This window comes from Bacillus infantis NRRL B-14911, from assembly GCF_000473245.1.
Taxonomy (GTDB): domain Bacteria; phylum Bacillota; class Bacilli; order Bacillales; family Cytobacillaceae; genus Bacillus_AB; species Bacillus_AB infantis.
The window spans coordinates 3,664,495-3,686,382 of the sequence record NC_022524.1 but is presented as its reverse complement, the minus strand read 5'-3'; the positions used below and the strand labels follow the sequence as shown (position 1 = coordinate 3,686,382).

Here is a 21,888-nt window from a genome sequence, read left to right as displayed (position 1 = left end):
GTACCAGAAATTTGAGCATCCCCATACACCGACAGCTTTGCCTAAACAGCCTTTAAGAAAGAGTGATTGATATTGAGTTGGATAAAAAAACTATTCCGAGTGTTTAATAATGAAGACGAGTATAAAGAAACAGAAGAAGAGCAGCCGTACATAGAACCGGCAAAACCGAAAAAAGACAGAGACGGACGTGAGATGGAGGCCAGGATCCTCTACCAGTACCCTAAGGGTCAGTTCAGATTTCCGCTTATTCCTGATGAAGGCTCACCGGTAAAGGAAAGGAGACCCAGAGAAAAGCCGGAAAATCCTGGACATAATCCGCGAAGAAGCCAAAGGGAGCAGCCGGCGGCAGAAACCTGGAAGCATGGGCGGGGAAAGGCCGGCCCGCTGAATGATAGTCAAGAAAAAAGAAATAAACGGCAGCCGGAGCAGCATGAATCTTATTCGAAGCCTTCCCAAAAAAGCAAGAGCGAGCCGCCGATAGACAACCGCCACCGGCGCCCCTTCAGGCCAACGGAAATTCCTTCCCCGATATACGGGTTCGAACGGCCGAAGAAAAAGGAAGAATCAGTAGTCTATGAGATGAATAGCTTTGACCAGGTGAAAAACGCGCCACTTTTCGATGATATTGATTTTCTGAAGAAAACGGTCCTTGATGGAGGCCGGGAAAAAGAAAGCAATACTGTGAATAATCCGCCAGAGCCAGTGCCTGGAGAACAGCCGGAAGGCATCTCTGACCTGAAAGGAACCATCAGCCCTGATTTAAGGGTAGGATACGAAGAAGCCTCTGCCGTGCCAGGCAGTGCAGAAGAGAGTCCTGCTAAAGTAACGGATGCTGACACCTATACGGGCGGCCTCTCCAATCCAGCTGCTGAAAAAGCTTTTTCTGCAAAAGCGGACGAAGACGAACTTGTCGTGACAACAGAAGCAGGGCAGGAGAGGGAGATGCTTGAAAGTGGCGATTCATATGCAGAGCTGCCGGCCGGCAGAATTGAAGCTGACAGCAGCATCAAACCTTTCGACGGTACCCCGCCGCTGGATGGCATGACTGAAGGGATCACCAGCAGTAACCCTGAAGTAATGGACAGCAGCACTCCTGAGGCCGGATATAGTACTGCCCCGGCCACCAAATTAGACTTTGAGCCCGATGAGGCGGAAGATGAAAATGCAGGTGAAGCGCTGGTTAACAGCAGCGATACAATCCTGCATGAAGACGCTGAGCCAAATAGAATAGATACTGAAGAATATAACAAGGATATCCCATATAACCCGTCGGGAACCGGGCCGGCTCCACTTAATTTTGAAGCAGTGCCGGAACCTGCGGACGATCCTGCAGATTTGCCGGATAAGAATGAAATTGATAAAGAAACAGAAGCAGCAGTACTATCCGGAGACCATGCTGAAAAAAATGCTGAACTCCAGGCAGGATCTGTCAAAGGTGAACAGTGTACTCAGATAACCGGCCAGCATGAAGCAGCGTCTGCCCTGCTGCTGGATGAGGCGGAGCCGGAAACTGTAGAGGGAAGGGCCGGGGAAACCCGTGAGGACATTCCTCCCCGGGCAGAAGAAGAGCCGAAGCCGAAGCCAAGATCACCGCTGCCTTTCAATGTGATTATGCTGAAGCAGGACAGAAGGATTGCAGAGCAGAAGAAAAAAGAACAAAATACCGCTGTGAAGCAAATGCCTGTCACCCGGGAAAATACAGAAGAAGCAACGCCGCCGGCTGTCTCAGCTGAAGTTATCGGGAATGAAGCGCCTGCAAATACAAATGTACAGGGACGCGGCGAGGATAATGCCCTCGCTTCTGATTATAATTATGCTCCACAGCCAAATGAAACTGCAGCAGCGGCAGAACCAGCACAATTCCATCAGCAGGCTGAAGAGCCAGCTGAACAGACACAAGCAGGGACGCGACAGGAACTGGACGGATTCCATCAGTATGGCCAGCCGGCAGAAGATCCGAAATACAAGGCCTATGAATTTCCGGCAAAAAGCCTGCTTGCCCCTCCAGTCATTCCTGAGGACAATGAGGAGTGGCTGCTGGAGCAGGAAGAGTTCCTTAATCTGACACTGAAGAATTTCAATGTCAGGGCAAAGGTTGTTAATGTAACCCAGGGGCCTTCTGTTACCCGATTTGAGGTTCAGCCGGAGCCCGGAGTTAAAGTAAATAAAATCACGAACCTGACTGATGATATTAAGCTCAGCCTGGCCGCCAGGGATATCCGTATGGAAGCGCCGATCCCGGGCAAGCATACCATCGGAATTGAGGTACCGAACCAGAAGAGCAGGCCGGTATTGATCAGCGAGATCATCAATACGCCTGTGTTCAGGGACGGAGAATCGCCGCTGACTGCAGTCCTTGGGCTGGACATCTCGGGAAGCCCGATCGTCACTGATCTGCGGAAGATGCCTCACGGACTGATTGCCGGTGCAACCGGATCCGGAAAAAGCGTCTGCATCAACTCAATCCTTGTCAGCCTTCTTTATAAAGCATCGCCTGATGAGCTGAAGCTTCTGCTGATCGATCCGAAAATGGTCGAGCTTGCTCCATACAACCAGATACCTCATCTTGTCAGCCCGGTCATTACAGATGTGAAGGCCGCCACTGCAGCACTGAAATGGGCGGTGGAAGAGATGGAGCGGCGCTATGAGCTGTTTGCACACGCAGGTGTCAGGGATATCAACCGTTTCAATCAGCTGGCTGAACAGCATAAACGCTATTCTGACAAGCTTCCGTTCATTGTCATTGTCATTGATGAGCTTGCTGACCTGATGATGATGTCCCCGGCAGATGTTGAGGAAGCAATCTGCCGGATCGCCCAAAAGGCGAGGGCATGCGGCATTCATTTGATCATCGCCACACAAAGGCCGTCTGTCGATGTCATCACTGGCCTGATTAAAGCCAATGTCCCGACAAGGGTGGCATTCTCTGTATCCTCCCAGGTCGATTCACGAACCATCATCGACATCAGCGGTGCCGAAAAGCTCTTGGGCAGAGGGGATATGCTCTTCCTGGAAAATGGCTCATCCAAGCCGGTCAGGCTTCAGGGAACTTATGTTTCCGATGCAGAAATTGATGAAGTCGTCGCCCATGCGAGGAGCCAGCGCAAGCCGGATTATTTATTTGAACAGGAAGAGCTCCTGAAAAAAGCACAGGCAACCGAGGAGGAAGATGAGCTTTTCTATGAGGCGTGCGAGTATGTTGTCGATCAGGGCAGCGCATCGACATCAAGTGTCCAGAGGCGCTTTAAGATCGGCTATAACCGTGCTGCAAGGCTGATCGGCATGATGGAGGACTGCGGCTATATCTCTGAGGCAAAAGGAAGCAAGCCGCGTGATGTGCTGATCACGGAAACAGACCTCGAGGCCATGCAAGACACTAGTACAATGCTATAATACGTGGTATTCTTTACATGCATGTAAAGAATACTAAAATAACGGTAGTTATAACTGATTTGGTATGAGGAGCTTTAGGATGAAAGAAATTGAGCTAAAGATTCAAGGCAAGATCAAGCGGCTTACAAATAAGACCTTTAAATTTGATGAAAGAGTAAGAGACGGCTGGTTTTCAGCTGTCTATTTCTTAAAGACACGGGAGATTGTCAAGAAATATCACAAAGACAATATCGTGACCATGCAATTCTTCCAGAAAAATCATGCTGTCCTTTGCGGGACCGATGAAGTGATTGCATTGATCCATACATTCGCCGAAAATCCGGATGAGCTGGAAATCTTTTCTTTGAAAGATGGAGATAAAATCAGCCCATTCGAAACGGTCATGACGATTACCGGGCCCTATCAGAGCTTCGGCTATCTTGAGGGGATCATTGACGGCATCCTTGCGAGGAGAACGTCAGTTGCCACTAATGTGTATAACACGGTCAAGGCAGCAGGAACGTCAGGCAGGCAAAAACAGGTCATCTTCATGGGTGACCGGGATGACCATTATATCACCCAGGCCGGAGACGGCTATGCCGCCCATATAGGCGGAGCGACTGCCCAGGCTACCCATGCCATGAACGAATGGTGGGGCAAGCAGGGGATGGGAACAATGCCGCATGCCCTTATCCAGATGTTTGACGGGGACCTGGTGGCAGCAACCAAGGCATATCAGGAGACATACCCTGAGGATGCCCTGATTGCGCTTGTTGATTATAATAATGATGCTATAACAGATTCCCTGAAAGTTGCGAGGGAATTCGGCGATGAGCTGAAGGGTGTCCGTGTTGATACCTCCAGGACAATGATCGACCAATATTTCCTGAGGAATCAGCATCTTCTCGGGACCTTTGATCCACGGGGCGTTAATGCGGAGCTGATTTTTGCATTAAGGAAGGCGCTGGATGACGAAGGGTATAATCATGTGAAAATTGTTGTCAGCGGCGGCTTTAATGAAATGAGAATCCAGGAATTTGAAGAAAACGGTGTGCCAGTCGATACTTACGGCATAGGCAACAGCCTGCTGAAGATCAATATCGGCTTCACCGGAGATAATGTTCTGATCAATGGTAAGCATGCTGCAAAAGCAGGAAGGCGCTACAGGCCGAATCCGCGGCTGGAAAAAGTAGAGTTTTAATTCATTTTCGGCCCTGGGGAATTGGAGGGAGCACCCGGATATGGAGAATACAATTAAAGACTTGGAAGCCTACCGCAAACAGAAGCAGGCTAAGGGTGAAGAGAACGCGCTGGCCCTTTACCGGAAAGCACAGAAGGATTTTGCGGTGAATGCGAACATAAGAGAAAAGGTCCGTGCCCGCCATATTTTCCGGGAAGCAGCCGGCCTGCCGGGCGGAATCCCATTCAGCAGTGAACAGGAAGAAGTGTTTGAGGACTGGTTCTTATTCGATTATATAAGCATCAGGGGCTTTACGATGTTTAACCTTTTCCTCCGCCGGAATACCGGCCAATTAGCCGAGGCAGATCTCATTCAGGGAGCGCTTTTCCTCAGCTCTGTCCTCCAGCCTGTAAAGATTGAAAGGGCAGAAGGAGAAATACTTGCTGCCTATGATATTCTGACCGGGGAAAAGCTTCAGCTGAAAGCCGCGGAAAGCATCAGCCTTGAGGAGGGGCGCTCCTATTTCATCAGGTGCATACCCGTTTTCTCCCGGACCTTCTGTTTTGGCCCTGCTTTTCCAATGGACAATACAGACGCTGTTGTGGAGAGTTACAATGAGGCTGTTCGGGAAGGTATGGCCTATAGGCCTTTTCTAAAAAAGACTGCCGTGGCCTTCCTGTTCATTGGTGATATGTGAGTCTATTCACGCTGATTTTTGCCAATTTTAGCCATGCGATCCCGGCCGAACCCCGTTCAGGCCGCCCCTGCCGCCAGCCGGAGTGTTGTGCTACATAGTTTTTGTGCTTGAAAGATGATATAATACTTTAATCTGCTTATGCAGGAAACGTTTGTCCGTAATGAATATATGAGCAATTTATAGTCAGATATCATATACTGTGTTACAGATAGACGACAGTTGGAGGTTCTTTATATGACTATTTACCATTTTGTAGGTATAAAAGGGTCTGGAATGAGCGCCTTGGCTCAAGTCCTTCATGATATGAATTATCATGTTCAGGGATCTGATGTAGAAAAGCGTTTTTTTACACAGATTTCGCTTGAACAGTCAGGAATAAAGATCCTTCCTTTCCAAAAGGAAAACATACAGCCTGGAATGACCGTTATAGCAGGCAATGCGTACCCGGATACGCATGAAGAAATTCAGGAAGCCATGAAGCTGGGCCTTCCGATCGTCCGCTACCACCGCTTCCTTGGGGACTTTATGAAGAAGTTCACCAGTGTAGCTGTTACTGGGGCGCATGGCAAGACCTCCACTACAGGGCTGCTGGCCCATGTTATGAAGGGAGCAAAACCGACTTCTTTCCTTATTGGGGACGGAACGGGCAGAGGGGATGCCGATGCTGAATATTTCGTTTTTGAAGCTTGCGAATATAGAAGGCATTTTCTTTCATATTTCCCTGATTATGCAATCATGACGAATATAGATTTTGACCACCCTGATTATTTCGCCAATATTGATGATGTGTTCTCTGCATTCCAGGAGATGTCATGGCAGGTGAATAAGGGTATTTTTGCATGCGGCGATGATGAGCAGCTGCAAAAGATCCAGGCAAAAGTTCCTGTCTTGTTTTACGGATTTGGGGAGGAAAATGACTTCCAGGCACGAAATGTCATCAAGAGCACGGAAGGAACAACCTTTGATGTTTTTGTGCGCAACACCTTTTATGATACTTTCTCAATCCCTCAGTTCGGCGACCATAACGTACTGAATTCATTGGCCGTTATTGCACTTTGCCATTATGAGGAAATTGATTCTGAAATCGTCAAAGATCTCCTGCTGACATTTGAGGGAGTGAAAAGAAGATTTTCGGAGAAGAAAGTGGCAAGCCAGGTTATCATTGACGACTATGCTCATCACCCGACGGAGATTCGCGCGACGGTCGAGGCAGCCAGGCAGAAATATCCGGAAAAAGAAATAGTGGCTGTATTCCAGCCTCATACCTTTACCCGGACACAGACATTCCTGGATGACTTTGCCGAAAGCCTTAATAAAGCTGATAAAGTTTATCTTTGCGATATTTTCGGTTCAGCCAGGGAGAACCATGGAAAGCTGACCATTACAGATCTTCAGGACAGGATCCCAAGCTCGGAAATCATGAAAGAAGAAGATACAAGTGCGCTGAAACAGCACGAAAACAGTGTCATCCTCTTTATGGGAGCGGGAGACATCCAGAAATTCCAGGAAGCATATGAGGGCACTTTATAAGTTCCGTGCAGAAGCGTTGGGCAGGCTGTCTCCTGGCGCTCTCCGGAAAGGCCTTTTGGCTACATAAGAAAAAGGATGCAGGCTCATGCTGCATCCTTTTTTGCTGTTAAGGAATTTATAAATTGTAAGACTTGTGTATAATTTTCAATTCTTGATCCACGTCCAGCAGCTGCGCCCAGGTCACTAGCCAAACAACCCAAAAAGGTTTCCGGGAGGTTCGTCTTGAGGGCTCCAGCATGGGAGCCATGCAGACGTTGCCACAGGACGTGGCGTTCTTAGTCTGCGTTTCTTAAGGTGATCAAGGAGCTTGCGCTTTTATTCCTGTTTATTTAAGATTTTCAGGGTTCAGCGCATCGAGTTCAGGGATGACGAATCTTCCATCCTTCCGGATCAGGACATCGTCAAAGTAGATTTCCCCTCCGCCATAGTCCGGACGCTGGATATTGACCATATCCCAGTGGATATTGGATGAATTGCCATTATAGGCTTCATCATAGCATTGCCCTGGCGTGAAGTGGAAACTGCCATCAATTTTCTCATCGAAAAGAATGTCCTGCATCGGATGGAGGATATAAGGGTTCACGCCGATGGCGAATTCCCCGATATAGCGGGCGCCTTCATCTGTATCAAAGATCTTGTTGATTCTGTCTGTATCATTTGCTGACGCCTCAACAATCTTTCCATCCTTAAAGGTAAGCTTGACATGCTCAAAAGTAAATCCGTGATAAGGAGATGGAGTATTATATGTAATCACGCCGTTAACAGAATCTTTCACAGGAGCCGTATAGACTTCGCCGTCAGGGATATTCATCTGTCCAGAGCATTTGATTGCCGGAATATCCTTAATGGAGAAGGTCAAATCTGTCCCGGGGCCTGTCAGCCTTACTTTGTCTGTTTTGTCCATAAGCTCCACAAGGCTGTCCATCGCTTTGTCCATCTTGCCGTAATCCAGATTGCAGACATTAAAATAGAAATCCTCGAACGCCTCTGTGCTCATTTTCGCAAGCTGTGCCATTGAGGAGTTAGGATATCTCAGTACAACCCATTTTGTTTTTGGCACGCGGATTTCCCTGTGGACTTTCTTACCGATCGTGCTGCCGTGGATTTTCATTTTGTCATCCGGCACATCGGCATGTTCATTGATGTTATCTCCAGATTTAAGGCCAATATAAGCATCCATCTTGCCCATCACGTTTGCTTCAAAGTCAGCCATCATATCGAACTGCTCATCCTGCGCGCCGAGCAGGAGCGCCCTGTCGACCTGCTGGTCCTTCAGCAGCACGAACGGGAAGCCGCCCGCTGCATAGGCTTCAGCGACAAGTGCAGTAACCAGTTCGCGCTGAAGTCCAAAGTTTTCAATTAAAACTTTCTCACCTTTTTGAAGGCGCACTGAATAATTAATTAAATTTTTTGCCAATGTTTGAATCCGGGGATCTTTCATCCTGATTCCTCCTTCATTTCTTCGTACAGCTATTATTGTACCCGAAAAAGCTTTTTTCTGCTTTAAATGATTATACTGGCAGTTGTGCCTGTGGGGATTTGCAAAAGCTCCATGGTGATGGATATAATATTTTCGTACATAGTCAATCTGCATCAGCTTTTTAGTTCATGCTGATTTTTGGCTCATTGTGAAACTCATCTGCTTTACAAGCGCCTTTTAGCCATGAAGAATATCTGGCTGAATGATCCCCAATATCAGCCGCAATGTTTAACACAGCCTGCAATTATAATGCTAAATGCCGCAAAAAGCAGGAGATTCAGGCCGGCTGATGGAATTACTTACAAGGACGGCCCTGGTTTAGGGTGCCTATCCCCGGGTAATAGAATAAATATATAACAATCATGGAGGTGCTTCTTTTGGAAATTATTCTATATTTGAGCGTGGCTTTAATAGCAGTAGCCTTTTTAGTGCTCGTCATTTTCCTATCCCGAACATTGAAATCCCTGGCGACAACATTGGATAGTGTGTCAACTACCTTAGATGGGCTTGAACAGCAGCTGGACGGTGTAACCCGTGAGACCACTGTTCTGCTTCATAAGACGAATGCCCTTGCGAGCGACATTCAGCAGAAGTCGGAAAGCCTTAATGGAGTGGTCAATGCGGTGAGGGATGTCGGAGATTCTGTCAGAAAGTTCAATGGGACGATTCAATCCATTTCTTCATCGGTCAATACGCAGGTTGAACAGAATAAGGATAAAATCTCCCAGGTGGTTCAATGGAGCAATGTATTCCTTGAGCTAAAAGATAAGTGGAAGATTCGCAAACAGCAGTCTTCTCCGCTCCAGAACCATATTGAGGATATACCGCCCGCAGAAAGAGCAGTAGAAAGAGCGGCTGTGAGAGCCCGGGAAAGAGAAAGAGCAAAATATTAAAGGAAGTGTAGGAGGATCCCACATGGCTTACAATGAAAGAATGACTACGCAGGCAAACGAGACAAGGCAGGAAGATAATATTAATTCCAAGGATTTTCTGATTGGTGCCCTGGTCGGCGGAATGGTGGGTGCTGCGGCAGCATTATTCCTTGCCCCTAAGACAGGGAAAGAGCTGAGGACAGACCTGAATGAGCAGGCTGCGGTGCTGAAGGAGAAAACTGGCCATCTTAAAGAGACAGCTGTGACAAAAGGTTCTGAATTGGCATCAGCAGCCAAAGAAAAGACCAGCACACTTACTCAGAGCGTTTCAAAGCAGTCTTCAGGCCTGGTTGAAAAGGTAAAGGGCATGTCAGGAAAGGCCGGCAGCCAATCTGAGGATTCCAGCGAAGAAGAGGAGGCGTTCACTGAAACAGTGCCTTCCGGCTCAGCTGCAATGCTTTCAGAAGAGGATGGGGAAAGCATACAGCAGAAGCTGGAGGAAACAAAGAACGCTTTTGATGAAACAGAAATGAAATACCGATAATTAGGAAATCAGGCGGTGGAGTGTTAAAATGACTCTGCCGCATTCTTTATTTCAGGAGGAAATAAGATGAAACAAATACATTCAATCGAAGAATTTAATAGCATTTTAGAAGAAAAGAGCCCGGCATTTCTACTGAAGCACAGCACCACCTGCCCTGTAAGCCAGGCGGCTTATGAAGAGTATGAAAGCTTCACGTCTTCTAACAGCAGCGTTCCTGCCTATTTTTTAACTGTACAGGATGCCCGCCCTGTCTCCAATCATGTGGCTGAGGAATATCATATTAAGCATGAATCCCCTCAGGCGATTCTTTTCTTGAACAAAGATGTTGTATGGCATGCATCACACTGGAAAATAACGGAAGATTCACTGGCGAAGGCTGTAAGTGAAAACAGCTGACACCAAAAGGCCGTTCCGGTAAAGGGACGGCCTTTTTAATTTATTTTACTTTAATGTGCTCAGGCCAGTGGATATGGAGGGTGTCCCCAGCATTTACCGGTTCATGGAAGGAGCATTTCCTTCCATTCCTCATTAGTTCAAAGCTGCCGGCTGCATGAGCGGGCGGCTTTACTTCAACATAGGTGAAAAGATCCTGGAAAATAAAAGGTTCTTCAGGGAGGTTCCTGATCTGGATTGAATCCCCGCTCCTGATTATATTCTCAGCTTTCAGCTTCACATCTTCGCGCCAAACCTCGGCTGCATCCCTTGTCAGGGTAATGCGCTCGCCGTTAAAGAATACAGGCAATTTCCGCGTAAGTGTCAGCTGCTTCTTTTCAGCCAGCTCGGCCACTGTCGCCTGGTGTTTTCCCGCGGCTTCAATCACATCCCCATCTTCACAGCCGCTTGAAGGTTTGGCATCAATCCCATTTCGGGTCAGCCTTCCAGAAAGAGAGGGAATGTATGTTTCTTTTCCGTTAATCCTCAGATGGAAGGGCTTTATGCTTTTTAATAAGTCCCCCAGGTTAAGAGTCTTTAAGACCGATTCAATGCTGTCAGCACTTCTGCACTCAATTTTATCGCGGTCCTCCACAGAATCTTCCGAAGACGCTGCTATACCGTTTTTGGAAATGATTGCTTTGACACTATAGTCCTTCCCATTGACGATCACGTTTTTATCCGGAATGGTATCGACCAGGTCCTTAATTTTAAGAAAAGATGCTCTTCCGTCAGCGCCCCTGGCAACTGTCAGCATATCTCCATCCTTGACTCCGTCATCCAAAGAACAGGCAGAGCCATTTTGCAGCAGAACAGGCGGATTGCCGTGCTCTCCAGGTATCGTGATGCTTAGGCCATTCAAGGATATAATCTTGGCCATGCCGGGCTTTCCATAAAGCTTGCTCATTTTGATCCCGGCAGCAAGGAGGCAGTCGCCCACAGTCAATTTTTTCACTTCAAAAAGGCGGACAGGCAGATCATTTACATAAACGGTCCTGTATTGGACAGGAGACTGCAAGGCCGCTATCGCTATCCCAACCGGCGTAACAAGATCAGGGCCTTTTAATATATGGTCGGCGAAGGCCAGGGAAGCGACTGCATCAATCCCCCTGATGGCAACCCGGTTCTCCGGGAGTTCCAGGCGGGCTGCAACCATTTGGGGCAGGCGCGGCGTAAGGCTCCCGCCCCCCACAAGCATGACGGCCTTGGGAGATTTATGATTATTGAGCTGCAGAATTTCATTACAAATCGAATCTGCAAGCTTTTCGATTGCCGGTTCAATCTGTGAAATAATATCTTCACTGTCCCAGTCTGTTTCAAAGCCGAGAATATCTGTCGTTTTAATCGTATTGTGATCAAGCAGTTTCCGTTTTGCTTCTTCAGCCAAAGGGAAATCGAGAAGAAGCTGATCGCTGAGTGACTCAGTGATCTCATCCCCTGCAACAGGGACCATACCATATGCAATAACGGTTCCGGAATCTGTAAGGGCAATATCAGAAGTACCCGCCCCAATGTCGACAAGCGCAACGTTCAGCCTCCTCATGGACGGCGGTATGAGGACATTGATGGCGGCAATAGGCTCGAGTGTAAGAGCCTGCATTTCAAGGCCGGCACGGTGGAGGGCAGAAATCAGCGACTCAACGACCACTCTGGGAAGGAATGTTGCAATAATATCGACTGAAGCTTCTTCTCCCTGCTGGTCAATGAGATTGCCAATTTCTTCACCATCCAGCCTGTAATGCAGCACAGAGTATCCGACACAATAATAATAATGGCTTTTATCCGACTTCTGCTCTTCCGCTACTTCTGCCTGCGCCTGCTGAACCGCGCTCAGCTCAAGATGGAGGATATCATCCTTCTGGATTATTGGCTTGCCGGTGATATTGACGGATGCCTGGGCCCTTTTAGTTTTGAGGGCCCTTCCGGCAGCTGCGACGCAGACCTTTTTTAAGGGGCCATGGGCTGCTTCAAGGTCTTCCTTAATCTCAGCGATGATTTTGGATACAGAGATGACGTCGTGGATCTGTCCATCAAGCATGGCTCGTTCTTTATGTTCTTTCGTGTGGATATCTATTACTTTGAACTGCCCGTCCTGTTCTTCCAGGATGATTCCGACCACTGAACGGGTGCCGATATCAAGGGCGAATATTTTATTTTTAAGCAAGGGATGCACCTTCTTTTACAGGATAGAGGAAACTTAAGCCTATCTCCATAGGTAAATTTCTTTAATGCTTAAAAGCGTTTAATTAATAAAGAAAAAATACGTGACATTGGCAGTTAATTCATATATAATAATCCCTAATTATAAAAAATGTATCATATTTTAACAGGCCGATAAAGAAGAACCGTTGCGGATGCTAATTTAGGGCGCAATACTTCGGTTCAGCCAAAGAGAAGGGACGGGACATGATGAGCAATAAAGAATTAGATCAGCTGCGCGAACGAGTAGAGGAAATCAATCTTCAGCTGTTATCATTGATCAGCGAGAGGGCAAGCCTTGTTCAGGAAATTGGAAGGGTTAAGGAAACTCAGGGTGTTAACCGCTATGATCCTGTCCGTGAAAGAAAAATGCTGGATTCCATTAAAGAACATAACGAGGGGCCGTTTGAAAACTCAACGATCGAGCACCTGTTCAAGGAAATCTTTAAGGCAGGGCTTGAACTGCAGAAAGATGACCACCGCAAAGCGCTCCTTGTTTCCCGGAAGAAAAAGCCGGAAAATACCATTGTCGATTTAAGAGGCGAAAAAATCGGCGACGGCAACCCGCATTTTGTCTTTGGTCCATGTGCTGTCGAGTCCTATGAACAAGTGGCTACAGTTGCGGCAGCAGTAAAGGCCAAGGGCATGAAGCTTCTCCGCGGCGGTGCCTATAAGCCTAGAACCTCTCCTTATGATTTCCAGGGGCTGGGACTTGAAGGCCTGAAAATCCTGAAGAGAGTCGCAGATGAATATGACCTTGCTGTTATCAGTGAAATAGTCAATCCTGCTGATATTGAAACAGCTTCAGAATACCTGGATGTCATTCAGATCGGTGCAAGGAATATGCAGAACTTTGAGCTCCTGAAAGCAGCGGGTGCAGCCAATAAACCGGTATTGCTTAAGAGGGGCCTTGCGGCTACCATTGAAGAATTCATCAATGCCGCTGAATATATCATGGCTCAGGGCAATGGGCAGATCATCCTCTGCGAGAGGGGCATCCGCACATACGAACGTGCAACACGCAATACGCTTGATATTTCTGCCGTTCCAATCTTGAAGCAGGAAACGCATCTTCCTGTTATGGTCGATGTCACCCACTCTACCGGAAGAAGGGATTTGCTTCTTCCAACTGCCAAAGCAGCACTGGCAATCGGTGCAGACGGCGTCATGGCCGAAGTCCACCCTGATCCTGCTGTGGCTCTCTCGGATTCAGCACAGCAGATGGACCTGAATCAGTTTGACGATTTCATGGCACAGCTTAAGGCTTCTTCCTTTGTAAAAGTATAAGGCAGAGCATACAGGGATATTCCTTTGCCGGCTATATAAAAAGGGCTCTTCTGATTTTTTCAGGAGAGCCCTTTTCTTTGATGGGAAGGTCATTTGCATAAAATATAAAGAGGTTTTGGCATTTACGGAGTGATGTCTTTGAATAAATCGCCGCTTTTTTGTAAAATAAAAGGGCTTTACATTGCGGCAAACGCCTGTCTGTCGTATGATTAAAGACATAATTAGACAAGTTTAGTTATTCACAAACAGGAAAATTGCGTTACTGTTTGGGATATCAGGACAACATAAGTAATGAACTTAAAAAATGCATGGCCAAATCAATTTATATTTTTCTTTTTATTAGGCTGTGTTAGTGTACCTTGTTGATTTCGGGCTCATGCGTGCGAAACTTTGTTTCACACGATTTCAGCACAGTTGAAATGATCCTAAAATTTAACAGCAATGTTTAACAAAGCCTTTTATTAATAAAGCTGATTGGCAAAGGATACTGGCTAAGACAGTGTGGTAAAAGAGGAATGTTCAAGTGAAAAAGGAGTGTTTTAAATGAATGTAACAATCTATGATGTTGCCCGTGAAGCAAATGTTTCAATGGCAACGGTTTCCCGTGTAGTAAACGGAAACCCGAACGTAAAACCTGCAACAAGGAAAAAAGTGCTTGAGGTCATCGAGAGGCTTGGATACCGTCCAAATGCCGTTGCCAGGGGACTTGCCAGCAAGAAAACGACCACTGTAGGCGTCATCATCCCGGATATTTCCAGCACCTTCTTTGCAGAGCTGGCAAGGGGCATCGAGGATATTGCAACGATGTATAAGTACAATATTATCCTGAGCAATTCTGATCAGAATAAAGATAAAGAGCTTCACCTGCTGAATACTATGCTGGGCAAGCAAGTGGACGGGATCGTATTCATGGGCGGAAATATTACAGCTGAACATGTGGATGAGTTCGAAAAATCCCCAGTACCGATCGTTCTGGCCGGTTCCATTGAGGAATCAGAGAAAATTCCTTCTGTTAATATCAATTACGAGCAGGCCGCTTATGATGCGGTACAGACTTTCATTGAAAAAGGCCATAAGGAGATCGGCATTGCCATCGGGCCGCTGCATGAACCGATCAATGAAGCGAAAAAGCTTGCCGGCTACAAAAGGGCACTCAGTGAAGCAGGCATTGAATATAGGGAAGAGCTGGTTGCAGAAGGAGATTATACGTATGATTCCGGAATCGAAGCGTTTGAAAAGCTGATGGAGGCATCTGTAAAGCCGACAGCCATCTTTGCCGGGTCTGATGAAATGGCCCTGGGTGTTGTCCATGGTGCAGAGGACAAAGGCTTTTCTGTACCTAACGACGTTGAAGTCATCAGCTCAGACAACACACGCCTTGCTTTGATGGTAAGGCCGCAGCTTACGAGCGTCGTCCAGCCGCTTTATGATATCGGGGCGGTTGCCATGCGCCTCCTGACCAAATATATGAACAAAGAGAAAGTAACGGAAAACATTGTCGTCCTGCCTCACCGGATTGAATATCGAGACTCAACAAAATAATAATAATGCCGATATAAAAAGAGAGCGGGCAGAATCCTTCATGCCAGGATCAGGGGATTCTGCTCTCAGGTGTTATTGGATTATAAGCTAACCAGGGAGAGGAATTATGAGAAAGCTCGATACTCTTACACCGATTGGCTTGTTTATCGGTTTTGCAATGCTGGTTTTTGGAATTATGACAAACGGGGGCTTCAGCGGCTTCCTGTCTTTTGTGGATCCCGCTTCTATGCTGATTATCCTTGGCGGACTGATTTCCGGCCTGCTGGTCAGCTTTCCATTGAGGGACATCAAGCATTCCTTTACAGTGGTCCGCCAATCTTTTTCAAATGATGAAAAGAATTTGGCCGAGATCATCGATGTATTTGTCAAGCTATCGGACAAGGCCCGCCGGGAAGGACTGCTGTCCCTTGAAACCGAGATAGAACAGATGGAAGATCCTTTTATCAGGAAGGGTGTCCTGCTGGCTGTCGACGGGCTGGAGCCGGATGTGATCAATGATATTATGAATGCCGAGATTGCGGCCATGGAGGAAAGGCACCGGAAGGGCAGGAGCATCCTTGAAAAAGCAGGAGAATATGCTCCTGCCTGGGGGATGATCGGGACTCTCATCGGGCTTGTACTGATGCTGAAGAATCTGAATGATCCTGCAAGCCTTGGGCCGAACATGGCAATTGCCCTCCTCACGACCTTATATGGTTCGCTGTTGGCCAATCTTGTTTTTTTGCCGATGGCAGCCAAGCTTCTGCTGAAAACTGAGAAGGAAGTATTTCTGAAGCAAATTGTCATTGAAGGCGTTCTCGGTGTACAGGCAGGGCAGAACCCGAGGCTGCTGGAAGAAAAGCTGGGCGCTTTCCTTTCTGCCCAGGAAAGAAAAGAGAAGTATGAGGCTCAAGCATCAGCGGAGGGCCTAGAATATGGCGATTAACAGACGACCGAGAACAGAGCCGAAGGGTGCGCCAAAGTGGATGGTGACATTTTCTGATCTTGTCACTCTTATCCTCGTATTCTTCATTTTGTTATTTTCTATGTCGCAGATTGATATTGTCAAATTCAAGGCCGTTTCTGAATCGTTCCAGGACAAGCAGTTCATGGATTTTTATCCTTCAATCATTCCATTTGAAAATCCTTCGGAAAATGACAAGAATGTTGTGAACCAGGGGCCGGATTCGGACAGGCAGGAAGAGGAGAGACTGGAGAACCTTCTGCAGGAAGTGGAAGGCTATCTTGAAAAGAACGGCCTTGAGGATGTTATTGTGGCCAACCGGACAGAGCGCGGTGTGGTGCTGGTCCTACAAGAGCAGGTGCTGTTTGAATCAGGTGAAGCTGAAATCATCGACAGGAACAGCGGGTTTCTGGATAAGGTGGGGTCACTGCTTGTCGGTATGCCGAACCTAGTCAAGGTAGAGGGGCACACGGACAACAGGCCGATTGCCACCTACCGATATCCGTCAAATTGGGAGCTTTCTGCCGCGCGGGCAAGCAGTGTCATCAGGTATCTGGCAGGCACAGGCGTTGACAGCAAACGCTTTATTGCTGTTGGCTACGGAGACACCCGGCCGCTCGTCCCGAATGATTCGGCGGAAAATCTTGAAAAGAACCGGCGGGTTGAAGTTATCATTTCAGATCCCCGCTATGAGGAAAATACAGATTCATAGGAATAGGAAAAAGGCTGTATCTCTTTCTTGAGAAACAGCCTTTTTTCTATTCCATTTGTTATTTCTTGTCCAGAAAGTTCTTTCCAAACTCCGAGAGCAGCCATGGCCAGGGCAAGGATTCTAAATTGAACTCAAATTTGCCATCATCATTCCCGCCTATTGGCGTAAGCTGCTGGTGAAGAACTGTGTTTCCTTCCTGGGCAGCAAGGCTGGCATTCCTGCCAAAGCAATTCGCTATAACTTCATCGCCGCCGATAATCCGGATTTCATAGAAAAGTACACCAGCAAGATTTGTATACATGACCGCCAGCTTCTCAGATTCCAGCTTATGCGGGAACATCACCGCATTATTCTTCCCAATCAGGACGGGAAGCTTTGCCGGTTTTGAATAGGACGACCAGTTCCATACTTCCACAGTCACTTCCTGCCCGCTTTGCCCTGTATTGGCCAGATTGATAACCGCAGCCACTGTCCCTGGCTCTTTGCGCAGGACACCTGTGGAGAGAGTCCTCATTTTCCCCAATTTGCATATCTCCTTTCATAGAAAGCATCGCAGCATATTGTATGCAAACTGAAAGGATGAGCTTGGACAAAGGGCATGGCTTGCAGGATTTTTTGCCGGAAAGACTAGAGGGATTCAGAATGTGTCTTATTCCGGATAGGATACAGAGCCTTGGCTGCTGTATTGGCATTTTTCTCGGTTATTTCAGGTTTTCGCGGGATGGGCGGATACAGATTGTCAGGATCATCCCACTCTTCCGGCAGCTCTACCGGAGCCTGATCTTTCCAAGTCTTAATCCATCCCTCCGGCAATCTCCCATAGCAATTGGAGTTTCCCGTCATCTCCATCCAGATCAGGGCCCAGGCCCTTGGCACAACCCGCCAGATATCATAGCCGCCTCCGCCGACGGCAATCCATCTTCCATCACAATATTGGTGGGCTATTTCATGGGCCAGCTTAGGAATTTCACGATAGATTTTCATGGTCGCAGATAAATGTGTAAGCGGATCCAAATAATGAGAATCGGCGCCATTCTGTGTCACAATGACGTCAGGGCGGAAAAAGTCGGCGATCTCTCTTACTGAATCGCGGTAAGCCTGAAGCCATGATTCATCTTCCGTAAAAGCGTCCACCGGGATATTAAAAGAATAGCCATACCCTTTCCCCTGCCCTCTTTCATTGACATTGCCGGTCCCTGGAAAAAGATAGCGGCCTGTTTCATGGATAGACAGGGTGCACACATCAGGATCATCATAAAACGCCCATTGAACACCGTCACCGTGGTGTGCATCAGTGTCGATATACAGGACACGGGCTTTATATTTTTCCTGAAGATATTTTATGGCAACAGAGCTGTCATTATAAATGCAGAATCCCGAAGCTTTGCCGCGGAAACCGTGGTGAAGGCCTCCGCCGAGATGGAGGGCATGCTGCGCTTTGCCCTCCATTACATAATCTGCCGCAGTCAGGCTTCCCCCGACAAGCAGGGAGCTTGCTTCATGCATATCAGCAAATATCGGAGTATCCTCTGTACCAATTCCATAGCTTTCGGCCATTTCTGCCGGAAGCTTGCCCTGGCCTGCCAGCTTCACCGCCTGTACATAATTGGGATCATGGATAAGGCATATTTCCTCATCGGAAGCAGGTCTGGGCGGAATGATGCTGCCGGCATCAATTGCTCCGGCCTGCTGAAGAAGATCAAGTGTAAGTTTTAATCTCAGCTGGTTAAAAGGATGCTGGGGATTGAACTTATAGTTCAGCAGCTCCTCTGAAAAAATAAAAATGCTGTCGCGGGTCATGGCAGCATCCCCTGGCCATTCGGCCACAGCACATGATGCCCGGCCTTTTTCAGGTCTGATATCAAGGTTTGCGGATTCATGGTCCTGACCCGGAGCACAATGATTTTAAATTGTTCATCCTGCTTGTCAGGGTAGACGAGGACACTTTGGATATTGACCTTGCGATCTTTGAAAACCTCTGTCAGGTCTGACAGAACGCCGGCCCTGTTCGGAACCCTCACTTCTATTTGGGAACCTGGCTGGTTGGCGCCTGTCAGCTCCACCAGGGTATAAAGCAGATCCGTTTCCGTTACAATACCGACCAGTGTCCCTTCCTTCACGATTGGGACGCAGCCAATATTATGTTCATATAGCACTGCTGCAATTTCCTCCGCAAAATCAAGCGGATGGCCGGTGATGATATCTGTTTTCATGATTGCCTTCAGCGGCTTGCCCAGCTCGCTCCTGTCGGCATCCAGCTGGAAAATGGAAGGAGCCGCATCGCGGATATCCCTGTCAGAAATGATGCCGACTAACCGGCGCTCCGAATCTATGATCGGAAGATGGCGGATTTTCCTGTCATTCATAAGCCTGAGGGCTTCTGCAATAGAATGGTCAGGAGAGAGTGCGGCAACATCGACTTTCATTATGTCTTCTACAATCATGGAGATTTTCCCCCTTAACTAGAGAAATAGAAAAGGCTAGTACATAAATCGGTTCATAAAGCGGAGCTGGTCAAATCTCTGGATGGATTCAGCGTCCACCCTTTTGCCGATCCTTGCCATCAGGCAGTTGGCCGGATGGGAACTGATTTCAGGATCATCCGTGGCATACCATTCGAGCCCGCCTGCATTCATCATTTTTTCCATTACCTTGCGATATTCCCACACATTCAATCCTGTCCCTTTAAGGTCCCAATGCCAGTAATATTCTGTCGTTATGATAATATAATTTTCCATATAATCATCCATCATGGATACCTGCAAAAGGCTTTTTCCTGTGCCTGCACCCCTGAACTTCGGGATCACCTCAATGGCTCCCAGCTCTATCAGGTTTTTCATATTGCCTTCCGACCATCTTTCGAGGGGATCGGGGTACAGATAGGTCACATAGCCGACAATCGTCATCCCGTCCCGGGCGATGATGATCCTGCCTTCCGGAAGGGACGCGATTTCAATCAGGGCCTTATGCTGCTGCTGCGGAGGGCGGAATGCGACCAGGTCCTCGTGAAACTCATACTGTGCCAATTTTTCTGACGGGACGGGACCCTCGATGATCAGGCTCCCTTTAACTGTCTTCAATTCTTTCGCATTATAAGTCATTGTATGTTCCATCGATTCACCACCAAAAAATCATTGCATTTCAGTTGTACTCCTATTATACATAAAAAACAGCGGTAAAAGCGCTTCCAAACTATTTTATCAATAAATTGCAAATATTTAATCTTGAAGTTTCGTATATTTCCTGTATGACAAAAGTATTAAATCGGCTAACCGCAATCGCTTGCAATATTTTAAAAATTGAGAAAAGAAATGTTTTGTACTATAATAATGACAAACATTGTAAAAGGGGGAGCATGCAAATGAAAGTGGAAGCGCTGCCAGCAGTCCAGGGGAATTTCAATCTGGCAAACTATGACGAACTGTACAGTCAATTTGACTGGAAGGAAGCGGAAAAAGAGTTTTCGTGGAGCGAGACCGGGAAAGTCAATATGGCTTATGAAGCCATAGACCGACATGCAGAATCTTTCCGGAAAAACAAAGTGGCATTATATTACCGGGACGGCCAAAGAAAAGAGAAGTATACCTTCAAGGAAATGAAGGATCTTTCCAACAAGGCCGGCAATGTTTTAAAAAATTATGGTGATGTCGAGAAAGGGGATCGCGTCTTTATTTTCATGCCGCGTTCGCCTGAATTGTATTTCTCTGTCCTTGGAGCCATTAAGCTCGGGGCTATTGTAGGGCCTTTATTCGAAGCGTTCATGGAAGGAGCAGTCCGCGACCGCCTTGAAGACTCGGGGGCGAAAGTTCTGGTCACAACGCCAGAGCTGCTTGGCCGGGTGCCGGTGGATGAGCTTCCAGATTTGAAGACTGTATTCCTGGTTGGGGATGGAATAGAAGAAGATGGCCCGTTTATCGACTTTAATAAAAGATTCGCCGAGGCCGGCACAAAGCTGGGGATAGAGTGGGTGGAACGCACAGATGGGCTGATCCTTCATTATACCTCCGGCTCCACAGGGAAGCCAAAAGGAGTCCTGCATGTACATAACGCTATGATCCAGCATTACCAGACAGCCAAATGGGTGCTGGATCTGCAGGAAGAGGATGTCTACTGGTGTACGGCTGATCCTGGATGGGTGACAGGGACTTCCTATGGAATCTTTGCTCCATGGCTTTCTGGTGCGTCGAATGTTATTGTCGGCGGGCGATTCAATCCTGAAACATGGTATAAAATGATCGAGGAATATGGAGTGACGGTCTGGTACAGTGCGCCAACAGCCTTCCGTATGCTGATGGGTGCAGGAGACGAAGTGGTGAAGAACTTCGACCTGGGCAGCCTGCGCCATATTTTAAGTGTCGGGGAGCCTCTGAATCCTGAAGTTGTCAGATGGGGAATGAAGGTCTTCCATCTGAGAATCCATGATACATGGTGGATGACTGAAACCGGTGCACAGCTGATCTGTAATTATCCTTGCATGGAGATCAAGCCGGGATCCATGGGCAAGCCGATACCAGGCGTAGAAGCCGCCATTGTGGATGATCAGGGAAATATCCTTCCGCCTCACAGGATGGGGAATCTGGCCATCAAAAAAGGCTGGCCGTCCATGATGCAGACGATCTGGAATAACGAACCGAAATATCAATCCTATTTCATGCCTGGAGACTGGTATGTTTCCGGTGACTCAGCTTATATGGATGAAGACGGCTATTTCTGGTTCCAGGGTCGAATTGATGATGTCATCATGACCTCCGGAGAGCGGGTAGGGCCATTCGAAGTAGAGAGCAAGCTTGTTGAACACCCGGCTGTCGCTGAAGCTGGGGTCATTGGCAAACCGGACCCTGTCCGCGGGGAAATCATCAAGGCTTTCATTGCACTGAGAGATGGCTATGAAGCGTCTGACGAATTGATTGAAGATATCCGCCAGTTTGTCAAAAAAGGCCTGGCCGCTCATGCAGCGCCGCGCGAAATCGAATTCCGCGACAAGCTTCCAAAAACACGGAGCGGAAAAATCATGCGCCGGGTCCTTAAAGCATGGGAACTGGATCTGCCTACAGGCGATTTATCGACAATGGAAGATTAACACAAAGGGAGAAGCCAT

18 protein-coding genes are annotated in these 21,888 nt (G+C 47.6%); 12 read left to right on the top strand and 6 right to left on the bottom strand.

Going from position 1 to position 21,888, the window contains the following annotated elements; translation table 11 throughout:
• Positions 1 to 72 precede the first annotated feature (72 nt).
• The 4 genes from N288_RS25565 (at position 73) to murC (ending at position 6,779) form a co-directional block, all read left to right on the top strand.
• Positions 73 to 3,393 (top strand): DNA translocase FtsK, encoded by a 3,321-nt coding sequence (locus tag N288_RS25565; RefSeq protein ID WP_022544287.1) that lies wholly within the window; start codon positions 73 to 75, stop codon positions 3,391 to 3,393.
• A gap of 79 nt (positions 3,394 to 3,472) precedes the next feature.
• Entirely contained in the window at positions 3,473 to 4,573 is a 1,101-nt protein-coding gene (locus N288_RS18545; RefSeq protein ID WP_009795375.1) for a nicotinate phosphoribosyltransferase, read from the top strand.
• Positions 4,574 to 4,613: 40 nt separating this feature from the next.
• Positions 4,614 to 5,249, top strand: a complete 636-nt coding sequence (locus tag N288_RS18540; protein WP_009795374.1) for a hypothetical protein — start codon at positions 4,614 to 4,616, stop codon at positions 5,247 to 5,249.
• 234 nt (positions 5,250 to 5,483) lie between these two features.
• On the top strand, positions 5,484 to 6,779 hold the full coding sequence (gene murC, locus N288_RS18535; RefSeq protein ID WP_009795373.1) for a UDP-N-acetylmuramate--L-alanine ligase: 1,296 nt from the start codon (positions 5,484 to 5,486) through the stop codon (positions 6,777 to 6,779).
• A 325-nt stretch (positions 6,780 to 7,104) separates the two neighbouring features.
• Here murC and N288_RS18530 read toward each other — a convergent pair whose 3' ends face one another.
• Positions 7,105 to 8,220, bottom strand: a complete 1,116-nt coding sequence (locus tag N288_RS18530) for an aminopeptidase (protein WP_009795372.1) — start codon at positions 8,218 to 8,220, stop codon at positions 7,105 to 7,107.
• Positions 8,221 to 8,636: 416 nt separating this feature from the next.
• Here N288_RS18530 and N288_RS18525 point away from each other — a divergent pair, with 416 nt between their 5' ends.
• From N288_RS18525 to ytxJ, 3 genes are all read left to right on the top strand, one after another.
• Positions 8,637 to 9,152: a DUF948 domain-containing protein gene (locus N288_RS18525; RefSeq protein ID WP_022544286.1), complete on the top strand. Its 516-nt coding sequence runs from the start codon at positions 8,637 to 8,639 to the stop codon at positions 9,150 to 9,152.
• 22 nt (positions 9,153 to 9,174) lie between these two features.
• A complete protein-coding gene (locus N288_RS18520) occupies positions 9,175 to 9,675 on the top strand; it encodes a YtxH domain-containing protein (protein WP_009795369.1) in 501 nt (166 codons plus the stop codon).
• A 66-nt stretch (positions 9,676 to 9,741) separates the two neighbouring features.
• On the top strand, positions 9,742 to 10,071 hold the full coding sequence (ytxJ, locus tag N288_RS18515; RefSeq protein ID WP_009795368.1) for a bacillithiol system redox-active protein YtxJ: 330 nt from the start codon (positions 9,742 to 9,744) through the stop codon (positions 10,069 to 10,071).
• A gap of 40 nt (positions 10,072 to 10,111) precedes the next feature.
• On the opposite strand, the gene N288_RS18510 is transcribed toward ytxJ, so the two are convergent.
• A complete protein-coding gene (locus N288_RS18510; RefSeq protein WP_009795367.1) occupies positions 10,112 to 12,271 on the bottom strand; it encodes a cell division protein FtsA in 2,160 nt (719 codons plus the stop codon).
• 245 nt (positions 12,272 to 12,516) lie between these two features.
• On the opposite strand from N288_RS18510, the gene N288_RS18505 reads away from it, so the two are divergent.
• The 4 genes from N288_RS18505 to motS all read left to right on the top strand — a co-directional run bounded on the left by N288_RS18505 (position 12,517) and on the right by motS (position 16,790).
• Positions 12,517 to 13,593: a bifunctional 3-deoxy-7-phosphoheptulonate synthase/chorismate mutase gene (locus tag N288_RS18505; protein ID WP_035403260.1), complete on the top strand. Its 1,077-nt coding sequence runs from the start codon at positions 12,517 to 12,519 to the stop codon at positions 13,591 to 13,593.
• A 543-nt stretch (positions 13,594 to 14,136) separates the two neighbouring features.
• On the top strand, positions 14,137 to 15,135 hold the full coding sequence (gene ccpA, locus N288_RS18500) for a catabolite control protein A (protein WP_009795364.1): 999 nt from the start codon (positions 14,137 to 14,139) through the stop codon (positions 15,133 to 15,135).
• 106 nt (positions 15,136 to 15,241) lie between these two features.
• A complete protein-coding gene (gene motP / locus N288_RS18495; RefSeq protein WP_009795363.1) occupies positions 15,242 to 16,060 on the top strand; it encodes a flagellar motor protein MotP in 819 nt (272 codons plus the stop codon).
• Positions 16,050 to 16,790, top strand: coding sequence for a flagellar motor protein MotS (gene motS / locus N288_RS18490; RefSeq protein WP_022544285.1), 741 nt, complete (start codon positions 16,050 to 16,052; stop codon positions 16,788 to 16,790). Before motP ends, motS begins: the two co-directional genes overlap by 11 nt.
• Positions 16,791 to 16,848: 58 nt before the next feature.
• Here the strand turns inward: motS and N288_RS18485 are convergent, their stop codons facing one another.
• From N288_RS18485 to N288_RS18470, 4 genes are all read right to left on the bottom strand, one after another.
• Positions 16,849 to 17,313: a hypothetical protein gene (locus tag N288_RS18485; protein WP_022544284.1), complete on the bottom strand. Its 465-nt coding sequence runs from the start codon at positions 17,311 to 17,313 to the stop codon at positions 16,849 to 16,851.
• A gap of 104 nt (positions 17,314 to 17,417) precedes the next feature.
• A complete protein-coding gene (locus tag N288_RS18480) occupies positions 17,418 to 18,590 on the bottom strand; it encodes an acetoin utilization protein AcuC (protein ID WP_009795360.1) in 1,173 nt (390 codons plus the stop codon).
• Positions 18,587 to 19,234, bottom strand: a complete 648-nt coding sequence (locus N288_RS18475) for an acetoin utilization AcuB family protein (RefSeq protein WP_009795359.1) — start codon at positions 19,232 to 19,234, stop codon at positions 18,587 to 18,589. The genes N288_RS18480 and N288_RS18475 overlap by 4 nt, the downstream gene beginning before the upstream one ends.
• Positions 19,235 to 19,270: 36 nt before the next feature.
• Positions 19,271 to 19,903 carry a GNAT family N-acetyltransferase gene (locus tag N288_RS18470; RefSeq protein ID WP_009795358.1) on the bottom strand — a complete coding sequence of 211 codons (633 nt, stop codon included), beginning with the start codon at positions 19,901 to 19,903 and terminating at the stop codon, positions 19,271 to 19,273.
• A gap of 248 nt (positions 19,904 to 20,151) precedes the next feature.
• On the opposite strand from N288_RS18470, the gene acsA reads away from it, so the two are divergent.
• Complete coding sequence (gene acsA / locus N288_RS18465; protein ID WP_009795357.1) at positions 20,152 to 21,870, top strand: acetate--CoA ligase; 1,719 nt, start codon at positions 20,152 to 20,154, stop codon at positions 21,868 to 21,870.
• Positions 21,871 to 21,888 lie beyond the last annotated feature (18 nt).

Excerpts from the sequence above, each read along its gene's own strand:
- ytxJ (WP_009795368.1), top strand. The coding sequence starts at position 9,742 with ATGAAACAAATACATTCAATCGAAGAATTTAATAGCATTTTAGAAGAA.
- N288_RS18530 (WP_009795372.1), bottom strand. The coding sequence starts at position 8,220 with ATGAAAGATCCCCGGATTCAAACATTGGCAAAAAATTTAATTAATTAT.
- N288_RS18470 (WP_009795358.1), bottom strand. The coding sequence starts at position 19,903 with ATGGAACATACAATGACTTATAATGCGAAAGAATTGAAGACAGTTAAA.
- N288_RS18520 (WP_009795369.1), top strand. The coding sequence starts at position 9,175 with ATGGCTTACAATGAAAGAATGACTACGCAGGCAAACGAGACAAGGCAG.
- N288_RS18480 (WP_009795360.1), bottom strand. The coding sequence starts at position 18,590 with ATGACCCGCGACAGCATTTTTATTTTTTCAGAGGAGCTGCTGAACTAT.
- ccpA (WP_009795364.1), top strand. The coding sequence starts at position 14,137 with ATGAATGTAACAATCTATGATGTTGCCCGTGAAGCAAATGTTTCAATG.
- motS (WP_022544285.1), top strand. The coding sequence starts at position 16,050 with ATGGCGATTAACAGACGACCGAGAACAGAGCCGAAGGGTGCGCCAAAG.
- N288_RS18540 (WP_009795374.1), top strand. The coding sequence starts at position 4,614 with ATGGAGAATACAATTAAAGACTTGGAAGCCTACCGCAAACAGAAGCAG.
- N288_RS18505 (WP_035403260.1), top strand. The coding sequence starts at position 12,517 with ATGAGCAATAAAGAATTAGATCAGCTGCGCGAACGAGTAGAGGAAATC.
- acsA (WP_009795357.1), top strand. The coding sequence starts at position 20,152 with ATGAAAGTGGAAGCGCTGCCAGCAGTCCAGGGGAATTTCAATCTGGCA.
- motP (WP_009795363.1), top strand. The coding sequence starts at position 15,242 with ATGAGAAAGCTCGATACTCTTACACCGATTGGCTTGTTTATCGGTTTT.
- N288_RS18545 (WP_009795375.1), top strand. The coding sequence starts at position 3,473 with ATGAAAGAAATTGAGCTAAAGATTCAAGGCAAGATCAAGCGGCTTACA.
- murC (WP_009795373.1), top strand. The coding sequence starts at position 5,484 with ATGACTATTTACCATTTTGTAGGTATAAAAGGGTCTGGAATGAGCGCC.
- N288_RS18475 (WP_009795359.1), bottom strand. The coding sequence starts at position 19,234 with ATGATTGTAGAAGACATAATGAAAGTCGATGTTGCCGCACTCTCTCCT.